The organism is Agarivorans gilvus, from assembly GCF_001420915.1.
GTDB classification, from domain to species: domain Bacteria; phylum Pseudomonadota; class Gammaproteobacteria; order Enterobacterales; family Celerinatantimonadaceae; genus Agarivorans; species Agarivorans gilvus.
On record NZ_CP013021.1, the window covers coordinates 2,866,411 to 2,891,045 of the forward strand.

General features: G+C 46.4%; 21 protein-coding genes and 1 pseudogene. 8 read left to right on the forward strand and 14 right to left on the reverse strand.

Annotated features, from left to right (window positions below; genetic code table 11):
* The 6 genes from AR383_RS13465 to rfaD form a co-directional block, all read right to left on the reverse strand.
* Entirely contained in the window at window positions 1-1,053 is a 1,053-nt protein-coding gene (locus AR383_RS13465; RefSeq protein WP_198150151.1) for a 3-deoxy-D-manno-octulosonic acid transferase, read from the reverse strand.
* 295 nt (window positions 1,054-1,348) lie between these two features.
* Window positions 1,349-1,744 carry a GtrA family protein gene (locus tag AR383_RS13470; RefSeq protein WP_055733604.1) on the reverse strand — a complete coding sequence of 132 codons (396 nt, stop codon included), beginning with the start codon at window positions 1,742-1,744 and terminating at the stop codon, window positions 1,349-1,351.
* A gap of 3 nt (window positions 1,745-1,747) precedes the next feature.
* Window positions 1,748-2,320, reverse strand: a complete 573-nt coding sequence (locus AR383_RS22135; RefSeq protein ID WP_232304741.1) for a hypothetical protein — start codon at window positions 2,318-2,320, stop codon at window positions 1,748-1,750.
* 41 nt (window positions 2,321-2,361) lie between these two features.
* The gene (locus AR383_RS22140) at window positions 2,362-2,679 is read right to left on the reverse strand and encodes a glycosyltransferase (protein WP_232304742.1); all 318 of its coding nucleotides are present in this window, start codon (window positions 2,677-2,679) and stop codon (window positions 2,362-2,364) included.
* 33 nt (window positions 2,680-2,712) lie between these two features.
* Window positions 2,713-3,744 (reverse strand): lipopolysaccharide heptosyltransferase II, encoded by a 1,032-nt coding sequence (gene waaF, locus AR383_RS13480; protein WP_055733605.1) that lies wholly within the window; start codon window positions 3,742-3,744, stop codon window positions 2,713-2,715.
* A gap of 46 nt (window positions 3,745-3,790) precedes the next feature.
* Window positions 3,791-4,747 carry an ADP-glyceromanno-heptose 6-epimerase gene (gene rfaD, locus AR383_RS13485; RefSeq protein ID WP_055733606.1) on the reverse strand — a complete coding sequence of 319 codons (957 nt, stop codon included), beginning with the start codon at window positions 4,745-4,747 and terminating at the stop codon, window positions 3,791-3,793.
* Window positions 4,748-4,903: 156 nt separating this feature from the next.
* On the opposite strand from rfaD, the gene AR383_RS13490 reads away from it, so the two are divergent.
* The 5 genes and pseudogenes from AR383_RS13490 (at window position 4,904) to AR383_RS13510 (ending at window position 10,109) form a co-directional block, all read left to right on the forward strand.
* Window positions 4,904-5,548 (forward strand): TetR/AcrR family transcriptional regulator, encoded by a 645-nt coding sequence (locus AR383_RS13490; RefSeq protein ID WP_055733607.1) that lies wholly within the window; start codon window positions 4,904-4,906, stop codon window positions 5,546-5,548.
* An 82-nt stretch (window positions 5,549-5,630) separates the two neighbouring features.
* Complete coding sequence (locus tag AR383_RS13495; protein ID WP_055733608.1) at window positions 5,631-6,821, forward strand: glycine C-acetyltransferase; 1,191 nt, start codon at window positions 5,631-5,633, stop codon at window positions 6,819-6,821.
* 5 nt (window positions 6,822-6,826) lie between these two features.
* Window positions 6,827-7,851: pseudogene (tdh, locus tag AR383_RS13500) on the forward strand (L-threonine 3-dehydrogenase).
* A gap of 83 nt (window positions 7,852-7,934) precedes the next feature.
* Entirely contained in the window at window positions 7,935-8,987 is a 1,053-nt protein-coding gene (locus tag AR383_RS13505; protein WP_055733609.1) for a polysaccharide pyruvyl transferase family protein, read from the forward strand.
* Window positions 8,988-8,999: 12 nt separating this feature from the next.
* Window positions 9,000-10,109, forward strand: a complete 1,110-nt coding sequence (locus AR383_RS13510; protein WP_055733610.1) for a glycosyltransferase family 9 protein — start codon at window positions 9,000-9,002, stop codon at window positions 10,107-10,109.
* A 45-nt stretch (window positions 10,110-10,154) separates the two neighbouring features.
* Here AR383_RS13510 and AR383_RS22145 read toward each other — a convergent pair whose 3' ends face one another.
* Window positions 10,155-10,610, reverse strand: a complete 456-nt coding sequence (locus AR383_RS22145) for a polysaccharide deacetylase family protein (RefSeq protein WP_232304805.1) — start codon at window positions 10,608-10,610, stop codon at window positions 10,155-10,157.
* Complete coding sequence (locus tag AR383_RS13515; RefSeq protein WP_232304743.1) at window positions 10,568-11,929, reverse strand: glycosyltransferase; 1,362 nt, start codon at window positions 11,927-11,929, stop codon at window positions 10,568-10,570. Before AR383_RS13515 ends, AR383_RS22145 begins: the two co-directional genes overlap by 43 nt.
* A 129-nt stretch (window positions 11,930-12,058) precedes the next feature.
* Between AR383_RS13515 and AR383_RS13520 the strand changes: the two genes are divergently transcribed.
* Together AR383_RS13520 and AR383_RS13525 are read left to right on the forward strand one after the other, a co-directional pair.
* On the forward strand, window positions 12,059-15,220 hold the full coding sequence (locus tag AR383_RS13520) for an ABC transporter substrate binding protein (RefSeq protein WP_198150152.1): 3,162 nt from the start codon (window positions 12,059-12,061) through the stop codon (window positions 15,218-15,220).
* A 47-nt stretch (window positions 15,221-15,267) separates the two neighbouring features.
* Window positions 15,268-16,026 (forward strand): class I SAM-dependent methyltransferase, encoded by a 759-nt coding sequence (locus AR383_RS13525; protein ID WP_373869467.1) that lies wholly within the window; start codon window positions 15,268-15,270, stop codon window positions 16,024-16,026.
* A gap of 404 nt (window positions 16,027-16,430) precedes the next feature.
* Here the strand turns inward: AR383_RS13525 and AR383_RS13530 are convergent, their stop codons facing one another.
* The 3 genes from AR383_RS13530 to AR383_RS13540 all read right to left on the reverse strand — a co-directional run bounded on the left by AR383_RS13530 (window position 16,431) and on the right by AR383_RS13540 (window position 19,765).
* Window positions 16,431-16,844, reverse strand: a complete 414-nt coding sequence (locus tag AR383_RS13530) for a GNAT family N-acetyltransferase (protein WP_055733612.1) — start codon at window positions 16,842-16,844, stop codon at window positions 16,431-16,433.
* The gene (fabV, locus tag AR383_RS13535; RefSeq protein WP_055733613.1) at window positions 16,841-18,034 is read right to left on the reverse strand and encodes an enoyl-ACP reductase FabV; all 1,194 of its coding nucleotides are present in this window, start codon (window positions 18,032-18,034) and stop codon (window positions 16,841-16,843) included. Before fabV ends, AR383_RS13530 begins: the two co-directional genes overlap by 4 nt.
* A 93-nt stretch (window positions 18,035-18,127) precedes the next feature.
* The gene (locus AR383_RS13540; protein ID WP_055733614.1) at window positions 18,128-19,765 is read right to left on the reverse strand and encodes a GGDEF domain-containing protein; all 1,638 of its coding nucleotides are present in this window, start codon (window positions 19,763-19,765) and stop codon (window positions 18,128-18,130) included.
* A 624-nt stretch (window positions 19,766-20,389) separates the two neighbouring features.
* Between AR383_RS13540 and AR383_RS13545 the strand changes: the two genes are divergently transcribed.
* Window positions 20,390-20,881: a hypothetical protein gene (locus AR383_RS13545; RefSeq protein ID WP_055733615.1), complete on the forward strand. Its 492-nt coding sequence runs from the start codon at window positions 20,390-20,392 to the stop codon at window positions 20,879-20,881.
* A 362-nt stretch (window positions 20,882-21,243) separates the two neighbouring features.
* Here AR383_RS13545 and AR383_RS13550 read toward each other — a convergent pair whose 3' ends face one another.
* From AR383_RS13550 to AR383_RS13560, 3 genes are all read right to left on the reverse strand, one after another.
* Window positions 21,244-22,716, reverse strand: a complete 1,473-nt coding sequence (locus tag AR383_RS13550; RefSeq protein WP_055733616.1) for a dihydrolipoyl dehydrogenase — start codon at window positions 22,714-22,716, stop codon at window positions 21,244-21,246.
* Window positions 22,717-22,791: 75 nt separating this feature from the next.
* Window positions 22,792-23,520 (reverse strand): glutathione peroxidase, encoded by a 729-nt coding sequence (locus tag AR383_RS13555; protein ID WP_055733617.1) that lies wholly within the window; start codon window positions 23,518-23,520, stop codon window positions 22,792-22,794.
* Window positions 23,521-23,775: 255 nt separating this feature from the next.
* Window positions 23,776-24,633 carry an ABC transporter permease gene (locus AR383_RS13560; RefSeq protein ID WP_055733618.1) on the reverse strand — a complete coding sequence of 286 codons (858 nt, stop codon included), beginning with the start codon at window positions 24,631-24,633 and terminating at the stop codon, window positions 23,776-23,778.
* Window positions 24,634-24,635: the final 2 nt, after the last annotated feature.

The window sequence follows — 24,635 nt, forward strand, 5'->3', positions numbered from 1 at the left end:
CTAATCGGCTTTATGCTGTGATGGTCGCAGCTGCTGTTGATCTAGGTATTCGGCGACCTGTTGCTGATAACTTTGTTGATAGGAATATTTATTACTATCGTGACTGGCCACGAGGTTTACCATTAAAAAGTAGCCACCGACCCACAGCATGATGTTGGCTAAGCGGGCTGGTTTTTGCTTTTGCCAGCGCTCAGCCTGATATAGAACCGGGAACAAGGCGAAACCAAAGGTAATAATTAAATGCCAGTAAGAAAAAATAATTGGCGAGAGAATGGCCGATACTACAATGCCTAATAATGCTGCAAAGGCATAATGTAATAGCCAATCCGCAGGTTTTAGGTGTAATGCTTGGTTACTGCGCCAATGCGGTTTAATTTTGCGCCAAACTCGGCGGTTGATTCCCCAAGTAACAATTAAGCTTAGGCCGCCCAACAGGTATAACAACGCTTGCCATAAATAGCTCACTGCGGTGTTTAACCAGTCAGTGTTACTGAGCCATAAAAACTCGGCGTCGGTGATAATGCGATTGGAAAACAACATCGAGCTATAGCGCAGCCAATACAAGGTAGATTTTAATACCGGGTAAACATGGATACCGCCCCAACCAATGTAGCGGTCTGACTGTTGTCCTTGAATGGCAGGATTGGCCTGTAATTCGATAATGTAAGGCACAAGGGAGGCCGCGATTACTATTACGCCTAAGGTCACGCCCCACCAGTTTACTTGAACTTGTTTGCGGTAGAACAGGTATAGAGAGATTACCGCCAAAATTGGCCATGAATAATGTAATTGCATGGCCAAGCCAATCGCTAATACATTGATGAAGCTATAAAACCAAGAGCGCTGCTGGCTCAGCTTAAATGCCGACCAACAATGCATAGCCGCAAATAGACACAGGTAGGCGGGATTATAAATAAGGCTATCGTACAAAAACCAAGGGTTAAGCAAATAGAGAATCGCAAAGCAGAGTCGTACCGTGGGGCTAAAACACTGTTTTAACACGCTATCGAACAGCAAGAAACTGACTAATCTGAGCGCGATTAATAACAGCATGGGAGCCCATGGCGAATCCCAAAGTAGCAAGGGAGTCCTACGATGTAGGTGGATAGTGAGCCCGGTACATTGCCAACTACGCTTGCGGCGTTACCGTAGCTAAGCCAGTTGCCTTGATAAACACCTAGGTAGCCTTTGAGTAACATTTGGGTTTGGTCACCAGTTAAAATCTGGTTAGCCGCGTAGTTTAGCGATAGTAAGCCAGAGCAGACTAGAATAAGCCAAAATAGCTTAGTGAAGTGTTTTTCTATGTTGTGATGCAAGGACACAGGTTACTCATGTTAATAGTTTAGGCTTAAGACGACTCTGTTCGAGAGAAGGTCCAAAAGCGATGGATAACAAAGGTAAGTGCGGGTAACAGCACAATCACCACTCCCACCTTGATAATATTATGAAATTGATTCAGTTGCGAAGATAACCAAACTGATAAACACAGTGCTGTGAGTTGTACCAGCAAAAAGCGCAGTGCATTAGCCAAGCTAAGTTGGTTTTCAAATACCCAGCAAGTTTGCACCCAGTAAGAAAACAAAAACGCCAAGCTGAAACCCAGTAAATTGGCTAAGGCAAAGGCTTGCGGCCATTGGGCTAATACTAATAAAGCCAAACTAAAGTGAATTAGGGTGGCAATACCGCCGGTAAGCCCATAACGCACTATGCGTAAGCCGAGTAAGCGCTGAATAAATGCCGACATCTATTAGTTGTCTTCTTCGATGATGTAAATAGGCCGACGTTTCGACTCCATGAACAAGCGGCCAATGTATTCGCCCATCACGCCTAAACCAATTAGTTGCACGCCACCTAAAAATAACATGATGGTGATGAGTGAAGCGTAACCTGGTGCGTCGATGCCAAAAATCAGGGTTTTAATTACGATGGCGCTGCCATAGACAAAGGCCAGTAGCGAAATGAGTAAACCCACATATAACCAAATTCTTAGCGGCGCTGTACTAAAGCTGGTGATTCCTTCTAATGCGAAGTTCCATAACTTCCAACCATTAAAGCTGGTTTCACCGGCCACTCTTGGGTCACGTTTATATTCAATAATTTTTGTTTTAAACCCCACCCACGAGAAGATGCCCTTCATAAAACGTTGGTTCTCAGGTAGTTGTTGAATTGCCTCAACCACTCGTCGGGTCATTAGTCGGTAATCACCCACGTTTTCGGGGATTTTTACGTGGGAGATCTTGTTGTGAAACTTGTAAAACCATTCTGCACTGAGTTTTTTCGCAAAACTGTCACTGGTGCGATCGCTGCGTTTAGCGACCACTACATCGTAGCCCTGTTGCCATTCGCGAATGAAATCGTGGATTAACTCGGGGGATCTTGCAGGTCTACATCGATGGGAACGACCACTTGCCCTTTAGAGCGATCGATGCCAGCGGTCAGCGCGGCTTCTTTACCAAAATTTCGGGCTAGGTTGATCACTCGAATGTTAGCATGCTGAGTTTGTAAGTCTTTTAGCTTGCTCAGGGTTTGGTCGCGACTGCCATCGTTAATGAAAATTAATTCGTAGCTAAGTTCAGTTTTGGCTAGCTCAGGCAGCATGGTCTCGGTGAACACCGCTACGGTATCTTGCTCGTTATAACAGGGGCAAATGATTGAAATAACCGGAGGATTTGCGTTCATGAGTTTCCTAATAGTAAATAAGACTAAGTGTAGTCAAGCCAACAACTTGTTGATGGCGGCAATGGCACGGCTGGCGGGCAACTCGGTTAAACATTTTAAATGACCATATTGGCAGGTTTTCTTAAAGCAGGGGCGACAATCAATATCGGTGTGTAAAATCTCTGCACGCTCTGTGAGCGGAGGGGTATATTGTGGCGACGACGAGCCGTAAATGGCTACCAAAGGTAACTTAAGTGCTGCGGCAATATGCATTAATCCGGAGTCGTTGCTAATGGCCATGTCGGCTAGCGCCATTAAGTCGATGGCCTCGGCCAGTTTGGTTTTGCCCGCGAGATTATGGCACTGGGCTTGCAGCTGCTCAGGAAGGTGAGCAATGATCTGCTCCCCAACGTCTTTGTCTTTGTCGGAGCCAAAAATCCACACCTGACCTTGTCGTTGACTGATCCAATGGGCGGCGGCCTCTGCATAATGCTGTTCTGGCCAGCGCTTGGCTGGACCAAACTCGGCGCCGGGACACAGTGCTAAAATACTCGGCTGAACTTGCAAGCCAAGCTGTTGTAGGGCTTCGGCTTGATTGTTGCTGTTGGCGTGTAAGGCAGGATGAGCATATTCGGGCAAATCGGCGGCGCTATTTACTTGGCTCTTAGGATGAGCCAAAGCCACGTAGCGCTCTACCATCAAAGGAAAATCCTGCTTATTGCTGCGCATTTGGTTCACAATGCCGTAGCGACTTTCGCCCTTCCAGCCGCTGCGTTGTTTAATTCCTGCAAACCAAGGGATTAATGCCGACTTCAGCGAGTTGGGTTGGGTAATGGCCCAATCGTAGCCCTGCTTTTTGAGCTCTCGCGCTAGCTTCCAACGCACTGTCAGTTGCAATTCACCATGGCCTAGCGGCATGCGCAGTGCATTATCTACTTCTGGCATACGTTCTAGTAGCGGGCGGCACCAATCTGGCGCCAATACATCTAACTGCGCCTGAGGATGCAACTGTTTAAGGGTTTTATACAAGCTTTGTGACATCACCATGTCACCTACCCATGAGGGCCCTACCACCAAAATTTTCATCGTTTACCCACAATCAAAAGGGCTAAGCGCCCCTTGTTTATCACGTCTATTTGTTTAGCCAGGCCATGTATTCAGCCACCCCTTGGGCAACATTTTTAAATGGCTCGTCATAACCGGCTGCTCTAAGCTTGTCGATATTGGCTTGGGTAAAGCTTTGGTAACGGCCTTTGAGGTGGTCGGGGAAGGGAATGTACTCAATCTGCCCTTTTTGATGGTAGCTGATCACCGCTTCTGCCACTGCGCGGAAGGGCTCTGCTTGACCGGTTCCAAGATTGAAGATGCCGCTTTGCTGCGGATTCTTCAAAAACCACAAGTTGACCTTGGCAACATCGCCCACGTAAACGAAGTCGCGGCTTTGGCCGCCATCATCATAGCCGTCATAACCTTCAAACAGTTTCGGGTTTTGGCCGTCATTGACTTGGGTATTTAGATGGAAGGCGACACTGGCCATGCTGCCCTTATGCTGTTCACGCGGTCCATAAACATTAAAGTAACGAAAGCCAACCACTTGCGAGTCAATCTCCGGTAGCAAACGGCGTACATAGTTATCAAACTGTAGTTTAGAGTAGCCATACACATTGAGTGGACCTTCGTATTGCTTCTCTTCCTTGAAGGTGTCGGTATCGCCATAGGTAGCGGCCGAAGAAGCGTATAGGAAGGGAATACGACGTTCCAAACAATAATGCAGTAGCTCTTTTGAGTACTCATAATTGTTTTCCATCATATATTTGCCATCCCACTCGGTAGTGGCTGAGCAAGCCCCTTCATGGAAAATGGCTTCGATGTCTTGGCCGTAGGCTGCACCAATATCTTCGCCAGAGACGATGCGAGCAATAAAATCATCTTTATCGAGGTAGTCGGCGATATCAAGATCAACTAAATTTACGAATTTAGTACCGTCTTTTAGATCGTCAACCACAATGATGTCATTATGACCTTGTTCATTTAAACTCTTTACAATGTTGGCGCCAATGAAGCCCGCCCCACCAGTTACGATAATCATGCTACTGCCATTCCAGAAATTGCCGTTAATCTAAGGATTTTATGCTGTGAGGCGGGGAATAGCAATTAGCTGGCAGGGTGAATGTCGTGAAGAAAAACTGGATTTTGACAGCGTTTGCAGCTATCAGGGTAGTAATGAAGGAGAGTGTTAAGCCAGATGAAAACCAAAGATAAAATTATACACTGTGCGTTGAAGCTGTTTAATGAGCAGGGCGAACGGCAAATTACTACTAATCATATTGCGGCGGACTTAGGCATTAGTCCGGGAAATTTGTATTATCACTTCAGCAATAAACAAGAAATTATTCGCAGCATTTTTCAACTTTATGTTGAGCAATTAGAGGCTAGCTTTCGCCCCCATGCGGATCAGCGTCTTACCTTGGAACACCTTACCTCCTATCTGGATGCCAGCTTTGAGTTGATGTGGCGTTTTCGTTTTATGTACGCCAATTTATTGGAGCTGCTAGCACGTGACCCGCAGCTTGAAGAGCAATATCAGGCCCTGCAGCAAGAGTTAGCCAACTGGAGCCGAGACATCCTATTGCAACTACGTGATAGCCGTTTTATCACTGGTGATGACGCCACCATGATGGAGCTTGCGGATAGCGTGAAGTTCATTATTGGTGCTTGGATCGCTTATCAAAGTGCTCAGTTAAAAGGCGGGGAGATCACTAAGGCAAGGCTGTATCAAGGGGTGTTAAAAATACTGTTTACTCTGCGCCCGTATTTTACCGAAGAGTCGCAACATACCTACCAAGGTTTGTATCAACATTATGTGAAATTTGCTGAGCGCAATAAATAGTTAATAATTTAGCTTAGTAGCTGCATTCGCCAAAGAAAACACTATAATTCAGCCAATATCTTGGCTTTAAATAGGGTTTGCTATGAACACGGCTTTTTCAACATTTATCTCACAACAATTGCAGCAAGTGAAAGACGATGGTTTATATAAAAATGAACGGGTCATTCATTCACAGCAGCAGGCCGCTATTGCTGTAGAGCAAGGGCAGGTGGTGAACTTTTGTGCCAATAACTATTTAGGTTTGGCTAATTCACCCGCATTGATAAAGGCGGCTAAGGCGGGTTTAGATAGCCATGGCTTTGGTGCGGCTTCGGTACGTTTTATTTGTGGCACTCAAGACATCCACAAACAATTAGAGCAGGGCTTAAGTGAGTTCTTGGGCATGGAAGATACCATTTTGTATTCTTCTTGTTTTGACGCTAATGCTGGTTTGTTTGAAACCCTGTTAGGCCCAGAAGACGCGATTATCTCCGATGCCTTAAACCATGCCTCTATTATTGATGGGGTGCGTTTATGCAAGGCTAAACGTTTCCGTTATGCCAATAACAACCTCGCTGAATTAGAACAATGTTTACAAGATGCCGATGCCGCAGGTGCGCGTTTTAAATTGATCGCCACCGATGGCGTATTTTCTATGGATGGGGTGATTGCCAACCTGCCCGGCATTTGTGATTTAGCCGATAAGTACGACGCCTTAGTGATGGTGGATGACTCGCATGCGGTGGGCTTTGTTGGTGCCCACGGCCGAGGGACTCACGAATATCATCAGGTGATGGACCGTGTGGATATTATTACCGGTACCTTGGGTAAAGCCATGGGCGGTGCTTCTGGTGGTTTCACCTCGGCTAAAAAAGAAGTGATTGATTGGCTGCGTCAACGCTCGCGTCCTTATTTGTTCTCTAACTCCTTAGCGCCGGCGATTGTGAGCGCTTCACTGAAAGTATTAGAACTGTTAGCCGAAGGTGACGCCTTGCGTAAGCAGCTATGGGACAACGTGGCTTATTTCAGACGCGAAATGAGCGCCGCAGGTTTTACCTTAGCCGGAGCCGATCATGCGATTATTCCGGTGATGTTGGGTGACGCTAAGTTGGCCAGTACGTTCGCTGACAAGCTGTTAGAGCGAGGCATCTACGTAATTGGTTTCTCTTTCCCTGTGGTGCCCAAAGGGCAGGCGCGGATCCGCACTCAAATTTCTGCAGCGCATACGCCTGAGCAATTAGAGCAAGCGGTGAAAGCCTTCACCGAAGTGGGTAAAGAGTTAGGAGTAATTTAATGAGCATTAAAGCCTTAGCCAAGCTTAAAGCCGAACCCGGCATTTGGATGACCCAAGTCGAAAAGCCTGAATTGGGGCACAATGACCTGCTGATTAAAATCAATAAAACCGCCATTTGTGGTACCGATGTGCATATTTACAATTGGGATGAATGGTCACAAAAGACCATCCCGGTGCCGATGGTGATTGGCCATGAATATGCTGGTGAAGTGGTGGCGATTGGTCAGGAAGTGCGTGGTTTTGCTATTGGTGATCGCGTTTCCGGTGAGGGGCATATCACCTGTGGTCATTGCCGCAACTGTCGCGGTGGGCGTACTCACCTGTGTCGTAATACCGTTGGGGTAGGGGTTAACCGTACCGGCTGTTTCGCCGAGTATTTGGTGATTCCAGCGGTAAACGCCTTTAAGCTTCCTGATGAGATTAGCGACGACTTAGCGGCGATTTTTGACCCTTTCGGTAATGCTGTGCACAGCGCTTTGTCTTTTGACCTAGTGGGTGAAGATGTGTTGATTACCGGCGCAGGCCCAATAGGCATAATGGCTGCCGCGATTTGTAAGCACGTGGGGGCGCACCACGTGGTGGTGACCGACGTGAATGACTACCGCTTGGATTTGGCGAAACAAATGGGCGCGACCCGAGTGGTTAACGTGGCCAAGGAATCGCTAAAAGACACCATGGCTGAACTGAATATGACCGAAGGTTTTGACGTAGGCTTAGAGATGTCGGGCGTACCCAGTGCCTTTAGTTCGATGCTGGAGTTGATGAATCACGGCGGAAAAATTGCCATGTTGGGCATTCCCCTAGCGATATGGGCATCGATTGGAGTCAGGTGATTTTCAAGGGTTTGGTGATCAAAGGTATTTATGGCCGTGAGATGTTTGAGACGTGGTATAAAATGGCATCTTTGATACAATCTGGCCTCGATTTAAGTCCGGTGATTACTCATCACTACTCGGTGGATGAGTTCCAACAAGGCTTTGATGCGATGCGCTCGGGGCAAAGTGGCAAAGTGATCCTCGATTGGTCGTGATTGTTATACACTAGCCCCTCGTCATCGGCTTGGCTCAGATGCTTGCTTGGTGCTGACTTACAGATAAATGAATTTGGTAATAAATGATGAATATAGTTTTTTCGACCACTCGCCAATGGAACCCCGGTGATGAGTTCATTTTAATGGGTACTGAGTACCTGTTGAGCAAGGTTGTAGGTAAATACAACCCGATAATTTTTAACCGTAATCCTCAGATTCGACGAGCTCGGAAATACGATTTCATCAAAGCCGTAGACAACGCTTTGGGTAAAGACTTTGCTGAGAAATTCTTGGATAACTCGGTAAAAGAGCGCCTACCTATGGACTACGCCGATATGGCGGTATTCGCCGGCTCGCCAGAGTGGCGCGGTATTCGCACCCGTAAGCTTTATGAGTCGATTCGCGAATATAATATTCCCACTGTTTTTCTAGGTTTAGGCACCAGCGGACCATTTGAGTACAACGCCGAGCAGTTCTCAGAAGATGAGCGTTATGCTTTTGATAATGCCAAATTGATTACTTGTCGTGATGAGGTGTGCCATGCGGCATTGGCCCCGATTGGTGCGCATTACTTGCCTTGTCCGGCTCTGTTTTCAAGCCCGACTTTCCGTCAAGTTAAGCAGGTGAAAAAAATCGGTATTCTTTACGGTACCAATAGCGCGGTGGCTTGTAATAATGTTTCAGATGATACCTATCAATTTATGATGCGTAATTACAAGGCGATGATCGAGCAATTATCGGCTGACTATGAAATTGAGTTTGTCGCTCATTACATCGACGAATTGTCTGACTTTAAGAAAGACTTCCCAGGCCATACCTTGCGTTATTCCTTCGACGCTAAGGATTATCGAGACATCTTCAGTGAGTACGATTTAATGGTGGGTTATCGCGTTCATGGTATCGGGATGTGTGCCTCACAAGGGACGCCAGGCGTAATGATTGCCCACGATCCGCGCGCTAGTACGGTGAGAGGTTTCTTAGCCGATATGGTGACCTTGGATGCCAGTACCGACGAGTTCATGGCGGTAGTGCGTTCGGCCATCGCAAACGTGGAGCAACGTAGCCAAGCCCTGATTGAGCATCGCCAAGCAACAGAAGCGAAATACCTTGAGCTACTAAAAACCGCTTTGGCTTAATTAGGATACGCCATGGCTATTAGTGACTACTTACACGGCGTTCGTCGCTCAAGAGATAAGTTTAACTTTGCACTTGGGCGCAGCCTGTTCGACCGCAACTTGCCGCCACTAGCAAGGCTAGAGTCTTGCGACAGTGTCTTGATCGTACGTAGTGACGGAAAGATAGGCGACAGCTTAGTGGCGTCGTTTATCTATCCAGAACTAAAAAAAGCCAATCCGAATATAAGCATTGGGGTGCTTTGTACCGCCAACACCGCGGCGATGTATGAAAGTAACCCCGCTATTGACCATGTCCATCATTATCCTAAACGCGCCAAGCTGTGGCAGGTGAAAAAACTCATCTCCCCGCTACCTTATTACCAAGCGGTAATATTTCTGCCCGAAACGGTAAAAGCACGAGACTTCTTGATGCTACGCTGCTTAAAGGCGCAACTTAACATCGGTATTGCCCAAGGCGTTGGTTTAATTAACTGCAACATTCGTGAGCAGGTGTTGGGTAAACCTAGTCAGCAATATTTTATCGAAGCCGCTAAGCGTTTAGGTGTTACGGTGGAAGATGCCAATTATCGCTATACTTTGCCAGCGGAAACCGAGCAAGCTGTATTGGGTTTTTTAGCTGAAATGCGTGGCCAATATATTGCGCTAAACCCTTTTGGCAATGCTGGTAAGCGCTCATTTACCGAGGACCGACTCATACAAGTGGCGGCGGGCTTAAGAGAAGCCTTTCCCGAACTGCCCTTGGTGATACTCGCCTCGCCTAATAGCCAAGCTTTGGTAAGCCGAGTCGCTGAGCGCTTGGCCGGAGTGCATTGCTTAGCACAAACCCAAAGTATTGACCAAAATGCGGCGCTGATTAAACACAGTAAGTTGTTTATTAGTGTGGATACCGCCACCGTGCACTTAGCCCGTTGTTTTGCGAGTCCTATGGTCGCTATATATCGACCCGACCCCGCCAATTTCGCCATGTGGCAGCCTAACTATCAACCCACCGAAGTGGTGTTTTCTCGTGAACCGAGCAATTCCCAGGAAGAGGTTAACATCGGTGAGTTTGACTTGACCGAATTGCTGCAGAAGTGTCGTCAGCTTTTAGCTAGGTTGACTACCGAGTCGGCGCAAGCTTAATCACATATTGCCTAACTCAGTTTGCTAAGAGGCTAAAGCTGGTTGTTATTTGGCTTTTCTCAGGGTGTAGTTGCCCTTTATTTTTCGCCATAGACCAAATCTACTGGTGCTGGGGAACATCACTATGCGGCGGATCTGCTGTAAGTCTTCATGCATCGCTACAGGGCCTGAATCGGTGGCGACGGTAAATTGATAACCCACCTGTTTTACAATCTCTTTACTCTGTTGATTGTGGTTGCCGTAGGGGTAAGCAAAGGTGCTTAGTTCCCGCCCTAGCAAGTTTTCTAGATCCAGTTTGTTTTGCTGTATTTCATGACGTTGTTCGGCGTCGCTCAGTTCAGCCAATTTAGGGTGGTTAAGGGTATGTCCACCAATTTCAACGTAACCGCTTTGGTCGATATCGCGCAGGGTTTCTGGGCTCATTAGCTCAAAGCGTTGTTCGGGTTTGCTGGGGTGCTCTACATCCCAACGGTTGTGATCAGTACCACTGACCGCATAGATGACTGCTTTGAACTGATATTTTTAAGTAAGGGCAACAGCAAGTCGTAATTGTCCTGATAGCCATCATCAAAGGTCAGAATAATATAACGTTTGCCATGATCGAAGCGATGCTCTAGGCCGATATCGGCCAATTCACTGAAGGTGATGGGCGTTAAACCCATGAGCTTAATGGTTTGAAAGTGTTGCTCCAAACGTTCAGTGGTGACATAGGTGCCATAGGTTCCAGCCAAGCTGTCATCTTTAGTCACGCGGTGGTACATGATGATGGGAATTTCTTTTTGCTTGGTATAAACATAGGCCCGTTGGTAGAGCTTGAGCACTTGTTCACATACACCATCCAGGTCGTACTCGGCTTTAACCGCAGCTACCAGCTGTTCGCTCACTGGGGCCTGCTGCTGGAGTCCGGCTAATTGTTTGGCCAAGCTCGAGTAATCTATATCGAGTTCGGTTCTGCCGTCATCGGCTACATCGCCAAAGTTACTGGCCAACGCTGCGGGCAGATTAGCTTGTGTAATATAGCCTAGTGCTTTGGCTTCACCCACGGCAAAGACCTGTTTTTGGCATAGCAGCGCTTCCATGGCTACGCGGCCGGCTCCAATCACTAAGTCGGCTTGCTGAATGGTTTCTCGAATATTGCTGCTGTAACCACAAAACTCCACCTTGGACTCAAATTCCGCAAAGCGAGCGTCGGGTCGACTGCCGCTAATCACTTGAACACGATAAGCATTTAAGTCGATGCATTGTTTCAATAGCTGATATACCAACTCACCTTTGGGACCGGTGAGGCGACCGATAATCTGAATCACTGGCTGTGAGTTGTTAGCTGCAGGCAAGGGATAAAATTCTTGGCTATTAATGCCGTTACGCAGCACGCTTACCTGTTCGCTGGGCACGCCTAAGTCACGAATAATTTGTTGGGCAATGTTTTCACATACCGCTAGAGCGTGGTAACCCAAGGCATGAAATTTTTTGCGTGAGCGATGTACCGGTTGTCGGCCGTGTACGGTGGTGACCATCGGGGTATTGGTGAGCTTGCAGGCGATGTAGGCAGACCAACCTGAGGCTCGGCTATGGGCGTGAACTAATTGAATTTTGTATCTAATAATTAAGTAGATAAGATAGAATACATGCCAAAATCGGCGTGGCAGACTACGTTTATTGAAACGCAACTTGAAATGTGGCCCTTGATGAGGGCAACTTAAGGTGTCGGACACATAAAATACTTGATGGCCTCGTTGCTTGAGTCGATCGCCAAGTTGAGTCGCGTAGACTTCGGCTCCAGTTACTTCTAACTGCGATAGAGCCATCAAAATATTCATAAATATGATAAACCTTGCTGTAGTTTGGTAGCATATTCTACAGAACAGGAATGACTAAGCCTAGTGCTGGTAATCGCGTTGGGCTGGATGATAAAAATGGATAAAAAATGACAAAGGTGGATGAATATTTTGCTGAATAATTTATTCATTCGGGGCTATTCACTCAGCGCTTTATTTAAACTGCTATTGGTTTTGCTGTGTCTGAGTGGCAGTTTTAACGCCCAAGCCCGAACCGCGCGTGTATTAGTATTAAATTCTTATCCGGCGGGGCCACAGTGGAATGCCGAGTTTGATCGCGGCTTACGTCAGGCTACCGTCGAACAATCAATATGGTTGTTTACGCGGCAAATATCACCTTCGGCCAATCCAGATGCCAGCTACCGAATGGCTCAAGATGAACTGTTGAAGCAAACTTTGCTCTACTACCAGTTTGATTTGGTGGTTAGTGTTGGCGAGCAGGCTTTAACTCAGCTGCTTGATTTGCAAGATCAAGAATTGCTACAGGTACCGGTGATCGCCGCCGGAGCAGACCTCTCAGCTTATATGGGCGCCAGTGGGCGTTTGTTGAGTGGTATTCACGAACAGCTTCCTTTACGTGAAAACTTGTTACTCATTCGCCAGTTAGTTCCTGACCTAGAAGCCATCCATCTATTGACTGATGACAGCCCCACCGGGCAGCAGATTCGTAATAATTTTGTGCAACTGGCTAAGCAATTTGCGATTTCCTACACCCTTTGGCAGGGCCACAATTACGAAGAAGTTAAAGCCAAAACCTCACAACTTTCGCGAAATCAAGCGGTGTTATTGGGCAATATGCAGTTGTCTAAGATTGGTCAAAAGCCGCTGTCAGAGCAGGCCATTGCCTCTTTGTCTGAGGCCTCTAGAGCGCCCCTATTTAGTTTATGGGGTGGGGCTATTGGCCAAGGAGCGGTGGGCGGCTTTGTCAGCCTACCCAATACTTTAGGCGAAGCAGTGGGCCAAATGCTTAACCAAGTATTGCAAGGCACCGATATTCGCGATATTCCAATCGAGGCTCGACCTCCCCAGCATTACCTTTTCGATAGTGAACAGCTCGCTCGCTGGAAAATATCACCAACTAATTTGGCCCCTAATAGCATATTGCTTAATCAGCGTGCTTATCAAACTTGGTTTGAACGTTATCGCTCACTATTGATTGCAACGGTAATCTGCTTTGTACTGGCCGCCGTTGCTTATGCCATTTGGTTACTTAACCGCCGTTTGAAGCGCCAAGCTTTGGCTGAGCGCAGGCTATTAGATAGGGTCTTTACTTTTACTGAGCAGGCCTGTGCTTTGCTCGATGGTGACGGTCATGTGCTGTTAATGAATCAGGCGATGAAACAACTGTTGGGTGAGCGAGCCGATTTTCTAGTTGGTAACTCTATGCTAGATAGCCATATTTGGCAGAGTCAGCTCGATTTAAAACAGCAGCTGAGGGAGGCCATCGCTCATGGTTTAAATGGTGAAACGCAGCGCTTTCAGGCTGACTTTGTGCAGCAAGGTAGCACTTCCTTATATGACTTTTCGGTGAAGCCACAGGTGCGCCAAAGGGGTCAAGTGGATGGTTTGGTGCTGGAGATGCGTGACTTAAGCCCAATCCAGCAGCAACAGTGGCAACTTAAACAGAGTGAACAATATTATCGCAGCTTGTTTGAATACAGCCCGGCGATGTTGTTTCTGGTGAACCGCTTAGGGGTTATTGTCTGTTGCAACCAAGTGGCGGCAGAGCATCTTGGTTTTAGTCAGCAACAGTTAAATTTAACTCAGTTACGTACCTTATATACCGACGAGCAACAACAACTGAGTTTGTTATCGTATCTTCATGGTATAGGGCAGGCCAGACAAACTCGACAAGTGGCTTATCGTAGTAATCAAGGTAAAACCCTTTGGTTTAAAGAGTCTTTTGTGAAAATGGCTGACGATGATCTGTATATGTTGGTCTGTGAAGATATCACCACCACTCGAAGCTTGGCTAAAGAGCTGGATTTTCACGCCAATTACGATTCGCTCACTGGGATCTATAACCGTGGCTTTTTTGAGCGTCGCTTAGAGTATTTACTAGGCGATAAGCAACCCAATGACCTACAGCATGCTTTGTTATTTATCGATTTGGCTCAATTTAAGGTGATTAACGACACCTTTGGTCATGCCTCGGGTGACCAAGCCTTGAAACAGGTGGCGGGAGTATTAGACCAGATGCTACCTGAACAGGCGATAGTAGCGCGTTTAGGTAGCGATGAATTTGCCATTTTACTTGAGCAAACCTCCCAGCAAGATAGCCTAGCCTTTGCCGATAAAGTGATAGATAAACTTAGCGATACGCATTATGTTCACGACGAGCGCATGTTTAGCTTTGGCTGTAGCATCGGGGTCACCTTATTTCAGCAGCAGCAAGGTTCTTCTCAGCAAGTATTGGCGCAGGCCGATAATGCCTGTTTCACTGCTAAGTCTTTGGGGCGCAGTCGTGTCTACCTGTATCAAATGGATGACAGAATGCTGTTGGAGCGGCAAGGGCAAATAGAATGGGTGACCCGGATCCAAAAAGCGCTGCGTGAGGAGCGCTTCTTATTGTATGCCCAACCCATCGTGCCGGTTTCTGCCTCCGATAGTGATTACTTACACTATGAAGTGCTGATTCGAATGATTGACGAAGAAGGTCGAGTGGTTCCTCCGGGGGCATTTCTACCAGCGGCGGAAAACTACAATTTAGCCGACCGTATTGACCGAGTGGTGATTGCCAAAAGCCTGCAATGGCTGAGCGAAAACCCGGGGCATTTAACCCGTTTAAATATGTGTTCAATGAATCTATCCGGCCAGTCTTTAGGCAATACCGAGTTTGTTGAATGGTTGTTGGCTACCCTTGAAAGTAGCGCTTTGCCGATGAATAAACTGTGTTTTGAAACCACCGAGACGGTAGCAATTGCTAACTTGGATGTCGCCACCCAGTTTTTCCAAAAAGTTCGCCAGCTAGGCTGTAAAATCGCGCTTGATGATTTTGGCTCAGGGCTATCCTCTTTCGGCTATTTAAAGCAGCTGCCCATTGATTACCTAAAAATTGATGGCATTTTCATTCGTGATTTGGAAAACGATAAAATGGATGCAGCCATTGTAAAGAGTATTAACCAAATGGCTCAGGTGATGGGTAAGAAAACCATTGCCGAGTTTGTGGAAAATGAGGCGATTAATCAGATATTGGCCGAAATCGGTGTGGATTACGCTCAGGGCTACCATTTTGGTAAACCTGTTCCGATGGAAATGTTGGTATTGAAATAATACCGTTGTTGCTGTGTTATTAAGTCTTTTTTCAGGAGCGTTACTAATTGAGTGCTGAAGCGCCACGTTTATATTGTCTGCCAGATGCCGACTTGAGTTATGCCGAGCTGTTGCAACAGCGTTTTGCGATGCAAGGCGTAGTCGACTTACCTACAAGCGGCTTTTGTCTATTGCTGGATAGTGAAGGCTTAAGCTTACGTTGGTGTGATGAAGCCAAGCTGGGGGCGGTTAAAGTCGACTTTTTATCAGGTAAAGCGGCTCATCGTCGTCATTATGGTGGCGCAGAGGCTGTCAGTAAGGCAGTAGGTGTGAAAAAAGGTCAGCGTCCTAGTGTGATAGATGCCACTGCTGGCTTAGGTAGAGATGCTTTTGTACTGGCGAATTTAGGTTGCCAAGTCACCATGTTTGAGCGCTCCCCTTGGGTGGCCGCCTTATTGGAAGACGGTTTAAATCGAGCTAAAGCCGACCCAGAGATTGGTGAGTGGGTGGCGCAACGAATGAAGCTAGTTCATGCCAATAGCATTAGTGATATTCAGCAACATCAGCTTCAAGCCGAGGTGGTATATTTAGACCCCATGTACCCTCATCGCAAGAAATCTGCGCAAGTGAAAAAGGAAATGCGCATCTTTCAACAGTTGGTGGGAGCGGATGCGGATGCCGATAAGTTATTACAACAGGCTTTGCAGATTGCCACTCGGCGAGTGGTGGTAAAACGCCCCAGTAGCGCAGCCCCGCTTGCTGGAAAAGCGGCGGCCAATCAGCTCAATACCAAGACCCATCGATTCGATATCTATTCACTCATTTAGTTTGCTTTACTTAGTTAAATGTTATTGTCCAGCAAAGAGCTTATTTTTGATCAAGAGACTGGGCTTATTTATTGATTTTCAAAAGATTGTGCTATTTAAAATAGCTAAATTTTTCATCGGCAAGGGGCTTCTTCTCGCTATATAAAGTTTATAAAACATAAGCTTAGCTGCAAATTCGACAATAAGGCCCGGTTCCATGATCTAGATCACTTATTGGTCGAATTTAAGTGAGCTTGATCGAATTTCTTGGGATTAAAGGGGAAAATGCTTGCATCAAGAAAACGCTATCATTACTCTATTTCTATCGTTCCAAGGACTGGCGCGATAAAGAAATAAGATCTGACCTTTGTTGACCGACAGAAAAACTGGAGAAGCCATTGCTTCTCCTTTTTTTCGCCTAAATTTTAGGGCTTGAGTGCTTGTTCCATTTTCACATAGGCCACCCCATGTTTATCGAAACTCTCACTGCAAACGCTAAAACCTAAGCTCTGGTAAAAGCCGATTGCGCTGCAGCGCGCATCAAACCAAAATCTCTCCAGCCCTTTGTATTGGTGTTGCTCGATTAAGTGCTGTAGTAACTGACGACCAAAGCCACGACCTTGATAGCGCTCTAGGCAGGCAAACTTGCGTAGTCTTAACTGACCTTGCTCGGTAAATAGTGACGCGACAATCACTAATTCATCGCCCAAGGAGCCGCCAAAATGCTGACCCTGTTGGTCTTCAGCCACCCGACAAAATTCAATGGGGTGTTGGGGCCATAATACTTGTTGGCGGATCGCCAGCGTTTGCTCAGCGGTAATTGGGTGAATACTGATCATGGTTGTAATGCCTGAAGCGCCGCCACGTTAATGGCTTGCTGGTAGTCGACACCTTCTACAGCAAAGCCATTTAATTGCAAAAAGGCTTGCTTATATCCGGCGAAATCGGTGATTTGCTTAAAATTATCGCTGGTGATTAAGGGATAGCGTTGGTCTATTTGCTGTTGCACTGCGCTGCTTAGCTCGTAGTCGTCGATGCGCAGCTGTTGTTGCTCATCCAGTTTAACGACTCCATTTTGCGGGTATAAATGTTGGCTAAACAAGCGGTAGCTTTGCTCTAAGCATTCTTCATGTAGGCCTTGTTCTTTCATCACTTTATAAAGCAGTGCGATGTAGGGCGACATTACCGGAATATAAACGCTGGCCTTGGTCACCAAAGCCTTGCAGACGCAGGCGTAGGCGTGGCCTTGTAGCTCTTGGCTCAATTGTTTATCGAGGCTAAGAGCGGTGGCATGCAGATGTTGCTTGGCGCGGCCTATGGTGCCATCACGATAAATGGCAGCGGTACGCTCGGGGCCAACATAGGAATAAGCAATGGTGGTACAGCCCTTGGCGAGTACCTTGGCTTGTCGCAATGCGTCGATCCAGTTTTGCCATTCATCTCCGCCCATCACCTTGCAAGTGGCTTCTAGTTCTTCACTACTGGCCACCTCCACGGTTTGTGGCTCGAGTTGTTCGGTCTGTAAATTAATACTGTAACCGGATAGTGCTTGGTCGGTGGTTTTTAATACCGATTGCCATTGCCCTGACTCGGTATGGCGTTTGCCAGTGGCTAAGCTATAGATGACTAAGTCGACCTGACCACCAAATTGGCTTTTAATGTATTCAATTACCTCGGCGCGCATCGCTGGTGAAAAAGCATCGCCGATAAAGTTTTTGGCAATTAAGCCCTGCTGCTCTGCCAATTCACGAAAGTAGATATTGTTGTACCAGCCCGCCGTGCCAAGGCCTTTTTCACTGGGGCCGCGTTCAAAAGATAGGCCAATGGTATCGGCGTGGCCGGCAAAGGCCAGACTGAGCCGTGAGGCTAAACCAAAGCCCGAGGAGGCGCCCAGAATCAGCACTTTTTTAGCGCCTTGTATCGCTGGCTGCTGTTTTAGGTAGTTAACTTGCTGTTGTAGATTGGCTTGGCAACCTAGAGGGTGACAGTTACGTGCTACATTGCCAGTGAGTTGCGGAGAAATAATCATCGGCTGTTCCATTTTATCGGTGAATGAATAGTCTACAGCGTTTGGTGCTTGGAGAGGCTAAGTTATATCAAGCTGAGCAGCGATAGTGCAACTCTAGGCGAGTTCGATGCGGGAAAGCGGTTTAGTTTTTTGTTTTCGCTGTGCCTTTTGCTGGTACATGGTCATATCGGCCTTGTAGAACAGTTGCTCGGCATCCTGGCAATCATCGGTAGTCGCGCTACCAAAGCTAATGCCACTTTGTGCGGTACCGTTGAGTTGAGTGATTTTGTCGGCAATCGCTAGTTTTTCGTCGATTTGTTGGCGACTCAGTGTTTGGCTAAACGCTGCAAATTCATCACCGCCTATTCGAAATAACTCAACTTCTTGGTTAAGCACAAGGGTGAGGGCATCGGCTACCAATTTAATTAATTTATCACCTTCTTGGTGGCCGGCTTGGTCATTAATGGTTTTTAAATAGTCAATATCGATAAGAGCCAAACAAAGATAGGGGGAGTCTTCAAAGCGAATATTGCCCACATACTCATTAAAAGCATAACGGTTTTGTAGGCCCGTTAAGGCGTCTAAGCGTGCCGCGTCGCGCTCCTGATTAAGTTGTTCGGCCACTTGCGCAGACTTGATGCTGATCTGCTTGAATTTATAGTTGAGTGCTAGCGACATCAATAGGGTATTACTAATGGCGCAGAGCAGCACTGAAAAATCTGCAGCTAATATCAATGAAGTGGATTTGGGTAGTAGTGAAGAGGCCAAGAGGCTGGCCGGTACAAACAATATTAGGGTGGATAAAACAAATAAACGCCCTTGTATGACGTTCTTTTTAACACTATAGATGGCGCAGACAAAGCTGAGCGCAATCCATAACAAGCTGATGCTATAGACGATCACCACGGTCCAGTTTATCCAGATGACTATTATTGGCATGGCGATTAGGCTAAATGCCATCACTAAACGGCTGGCACGCCACAAGGTGACTGAGACTTGCTGTAGGTTGAGAAAACGTGAATAAAATAACAAGCTACACACTGGGATTAATAGTATCGGCAGCATATAGAATTTGGGATTGTTATGGGCCAGTAGATCTGAGCCAACGTGAAAAATTGAGGCTAAAGACACCACAATAGCAAATACGTAAGCGCTGAAGTAGGCAAAGACCCTATCTTGCTGTACAAAGCCGATTGCCGCATTGTAAATAGCGAGTATCAGTACCGCCCCTAAGCAGAGCATGATGATGCTGGCTCGCCAGTGGTAGAGCTGACTCATTTGGGGTTTAGGGCCAAAGTGTAATTGTGGCTGTTCGGTATAAAACTGGCTGGATATTCGGGTGATTAACCAATAACCACCTAAGCTAGGAGTATCGATGTGGCGTGCATAGCTAAATAAATACTCGTAAGGGTGTAGGTAGCCACTGCTTAGATGGCGAATTTGATTGCCTTCGGAATAGAGGTAGTAATCGATGTTTTCAATTACTGGGCCATCAACACTGGCTATCCATTGTTGCGGGTGAGATATATCTATTTTTTTTACCAGCCAATAACTACCGCCTTTGAGGGCAACCTTATCTACTTGTTGAAGTTTGCCCAGCCAATTTTCGATATCGTTATAGCGATGAGGCAGTACTTGTTGATCTTCGGCTAAATAAATTTGCTGCTGGCCGCTGTAATCATCGGCATGTGCGTTATGCATGAAGCCGATGAGTAATAGTATGATTCGAAAAAAATAACTAAAGTGAGCCATGAGCGCGTTACTGAGCATCCTTGTTCAAATAAAGCTAGCATTAGCATAGAGCAAACTGTAGGCAATGATAAGCGTTGACCTTTACTTCGCTCATACTAACCTGTTAATGAATTTTTTGTCATTAAAAATAAAAAACCCGCATTTATGGGGGCTATTAAGTCAAACTGTGGCTATTTATTGCAATGAATAGCCACAGTTTCATTAGTCCCTCTTGCAAATCAATAGCTTACATACACAAAGAAAATCAGAAAGTGTACGATGACTTATTATAAATCAATAAGTTATGTTGTTTCTTTCTATTGCCTGAACTAGGATACAATGACTAAGTAAATCTGAGATAACTCGTTTTTGGAAAAAGATTAGTTAAGGCCGAAGGGCTGCTATGTGCCATTTGCTGCCGTTGAGCACATGAATTCATACCTATTTTGGTATTTGGAAATGTGTAGTGGCACAGACCATTCCCGTATTTTCAATGCCAGTCCTACTAAAGCAAGATAACAATACTATCGTGTGAATAGTTGAAACTATAATAATTCTATATATAGTTTTGAAATAGCTTGACATGTGCTCAGAACAAATCCATGCTTAATCTATTCTTGATTTTAAGATAGTTTAGGAGTCTATATGAGAAATGTTGCATTAACCTTTACAGCTAGAGGGAAGGAAAGAATATTGCGCGAAGGGGGGTCTGGGGATTGGACTGTTAACCCTTTGCGAGTATCTGATCACGTTGATTACGTCATATGTTGTCAGAATACTAACCCCAAACGTAAGGGAAACGATTGGGGACAAGCCACACACAAACATGGACAAGCATTTTTGGTTGGCAAGTTATTAGAAGTTATCTCCGTTACTGAGGATGCCGATAAGAAAAAACGTTACCAATTTGTTTTTTCTGAATATGCCGAGATAGAAATAGACGATATCTGGGGAGGAGATCGGTTTCCTGTGCGTTATTTACAGGAAAAAGACCTACCATTTGATGTCACTACACTTGACTACAAGCCCATGCCAAAATTTAAATCTAAAGAGCGAGTTTTTTCGCTTGAAGAAGCTAAAAAAGCTCTGTCTAACTTTTACGATATCGACAAGACTGACGTAAAAATCATGCTTTGAGGCTGAAATTCGTGAGAGTAACGCTACCGTTGGTCGCCGGACTCGCTCCGCTCTCTACGTACAGGTAGCGTTACCCCGAACAAGCCAATGGCAGCTTCTAGCTCAAAGCTGCCTTCGACGTATTAACCATAAATGTTTCAGAGGCAATATCGCTTTAGAAGGCAATATCTGAAAACCTTGGCGATTAAAACGTAACATGCTGATTTATATGGAATCATTGTACACCCTTCTCTCGCCAAACCTTCTGTATCTGACTCATTTATATGGGCTTTAAATATGAAAATAATTGCTCTATTACTAGAGCAGCCACAGTTTCACTTAATAGCCCGGCATTTATGCGGGTTTTTATTCGCTTGTGGGTATTAACTACCTACACCACATTCCATGCAGGCATCAATCATTTCAGGGCCAAGGTGTAACTTAGCATTAAGGTCGCGCAACGCGGTGCGAATACCTTCTTCAATCACTGGGTGGTAGAAGGGCATATCCAGCATTTGCGATACGGTCATCTTGGCTTGATGCGCCCAAGCTAACAAGTGAGCAAGATGTTCGGCGTTAGGACCGATGATTTCTGCCCCCAAGAAGCGGCCGGTTCCTTGCTCGCCATAAAGGTGAGCCAAGCCCTTATTAACTAACATCACGCGACTACGGCCTTGATTTTCAAAGCTGACTTCACCTACCTCAAAGCAGCCACAACTGCCTAAGCGCTTTTCTATTTCGCGGTAGCTTTCACCTACCATGGCGATTTGTGGTTCGCTGAATACCGCAGCAATTGGGGTGCGACGTAATCCGGCTCGAACCTCGTTTTTACGGCCCGCATTATCGCCAGCGATTTTACCCTGATCCGCTGCTTCGTGAAGCAAGGGGATTTGGTTACTGGCATCGCCAGCAATGAAAATATGACTAAGCGAAGTTTGCAAGGTGTAGTGATCGGCCACCGGTACACCGCGCTCGTCTAGCTCAATATCTAGCTTGTCTAAGCCGAGTTTGTCGGTATTGGGTCGACGCCCCGTCGCCGCTACCAAGTACTCCACTTCGGTCTCAACTGTCTTGCCTTGTTTATCTTGGTAGCGAAGTTTTACCCCTTTGTCGCTGCGCTCGATGGTTTCAACCTTGGCATCGGAATCGAGGTAGAACTCTTCAGCAAAGACCGTGTTGGCATAATCGTTTAAGCTGGGATCGCTTAAGGGACCCACAATACCACCAATACCGAACATCAGTACTTTAACGCCTAAGCGGTGCAAGGCTTGGCCTAGCTCTAGGCCAATCACACCAGGGCCAAAAACCGCAACCGATTCTGGTAAATTGTCCCATTCAAAAATATCGTCGTTAACCACTAAGCGCTCGCCAAGCTCATTCCAAGCGCCAGGGTAGGCTGGGCGAGAACCGCTAGCAATAACGATACGTTTGGCGGCAATTACCGATTCGCTAGCATCGGCATGTTTTACTTTTAAATGTTGCGGATCGATGAATTCGGCATAACCTTCGAGCTTATGTTTTGCTTCTATGCCTTCTACAGACTCTAATACAAAGCCAACAAAACGGTCGCGTTCCGCTTTAACTCGTTGCATCACTGCGTGACCATCGATTTGAGGTTTTCCTAAGTTCACCCCAAATTGAGCGGATTTTTCATATTGATGAGCATTTTCTGCTGCGGCAATCAGCAGCTTGCTGGGCATGCAGCCAACTCGCGCACAAGTAGTGCCGTAAGGGCCCCCTTCAATCATCAATACTGAATCGGTGTGTTCTTTGGCTGCGCGGTAAGCCGCTAAACCTGCGGTTCCACCGCCGATAATGGCTACATCTACAGATTGTGTTACTTGGAAATTGGACATGATAATACCTTTGAAACAGCAATGATTGTTAAGGTCAGGCGAGCCTTGGCTCGCCTGAACACTTGAGCCTTAGATTTAAGCGAAGTAAGTTTCTAGCTCGTCGCTACCACCGATGTGTTTACCTTCAATAAATACTTGAGGCACGGTGCTACGGCCGCTAATCGCTTTTAGGCTTACGCTGGTGGCGTCAGTACCTAAAATGATTTCTTCATAAGCTAGGCCTTTGTCGATAAGCAATTGCTTAGCTTTGGCACAGAATGGGCAACCGGGCTTAGTAATAATGCTAATAGCAGATGGTTTCTTGGCATCAGCATTAATGTAGTTCAGCATGGTGTCGGCATCTGATACTTCAAATGGGTCGCCTGGTACGTTTGGCTCGATGAACATTTTTTCGATAACGCCATCTTTTACTAGCATAGAGTAGCGCCAGCTGCGTTTGCCAAAGCCTAGCTCGTCTTTATCTACCAACATACCCATGCCTTCGCTGAATTCACCGTTACCATCGGGGATAACTGTGATGTTTTCAGCTTCTTGGTCAGCAAGCCATGCGTTCATTACAAAGGTGTCGTTGACGCTGATACACACAATGTCGTCTACGCCATTCTCTTTAAGTACACCCGCTAGCTCGTTGTAGCGTGGTAAGTGAGTCGATGAGCAGGTTGGCGTAAAGGCACCTGGTAGGGCGAATACTACAACGGTTTTGTTTTTAAACAGTTGTTCAGTGGTCACATCTACCCATGCGTCGCCTTGGCGAGTATGAAAGGTAACACTGGGTACGGCTTGGCCTTCGCGATTCTCTAACATAATGTATCTCCGTAAGATGTTGTGTCTAATTAAAAGTGTTCGTTGTTTCGATAGAACTAGTATCCATATTTCAATCTGATAAGTAAAAGCGATTAAATCTATCTTAGTGATAGCTTTTGGCTATCAAGCAACTGAATCAGCAAATTCATCTTAATACTTCACTTAATTACAGATAATAAGAGGCCAGTAGCATCAAGGTTTGACTTGTTTTAGATCAATTTAACAGTGGGCTTGAGGCTAAGCGAGCAGGCTCGCTTAGTCGTCGAGCTCGCCACTTTGTATGCGCTCGGCTCGAGCGCGTAGGTATTCGATGGTAAACAGCAGTAACGCGGAGATTAGGATCAATAAGGTGGCGACGGCTAAAATGGTAGGGTTAATCTGCTCTCTTAATCCAGAGAACATTTGTCGAGGAATGGTTCGTTGCTCGGGGCCAGCTAAAAACAATACCACCACCACCTCGTCGAAGGAGGTGATAAAGGCAAACAGGGCACCAGAGATCACGCCAGGTCTAATCAAGGGCATGATCACTTTAAAAAAGGTAAAGGTGGGTCGAGCACCTAGCCCTAGCGAGGCGTTGACTAATGAATAGTCGAAACCCGACAGGGCGGCATTCACGGTGATCAGCACGAAGGGCGTACCGAGCGCGGCGTGGGCCAAAATCACCCCTAAATAGGAGCCCGCTAAATTAAGCTGACTGTAAAAAAAGTACATGCCCGCGGCGGTGATGATCAACGGCACAATCATCGGCGATAATAAAATGGCCATCCACAGTTTCTGCCAGGGCATGGCTGGGTTGCTTAAACCTATTGCTGCCAAGGTGCCAAGCACGGTAGCGATTAAGGTGGCACAAATGCCAATCAAGAAACTGTTTTTAATGGCTAATAGCCATTTATCGTCATGCCAAATCTCGGCATACCATTTCAAGGAGTAGGCTTCTGGATCTAAGGCTAGCATGCCGTCGGTGAAGGTGAAGAAGGGCTCAACGTTGAACGACAGTGGAATAATTACCAATATAGGCAGCATTAAAAACGCCAATACTAGCAGCGAGCTAAAGCGCAGGCCGTAGTGAGCGAGAATGTGCCAGAAACTATAGTATTTAGGGTAGTTTTTCATGA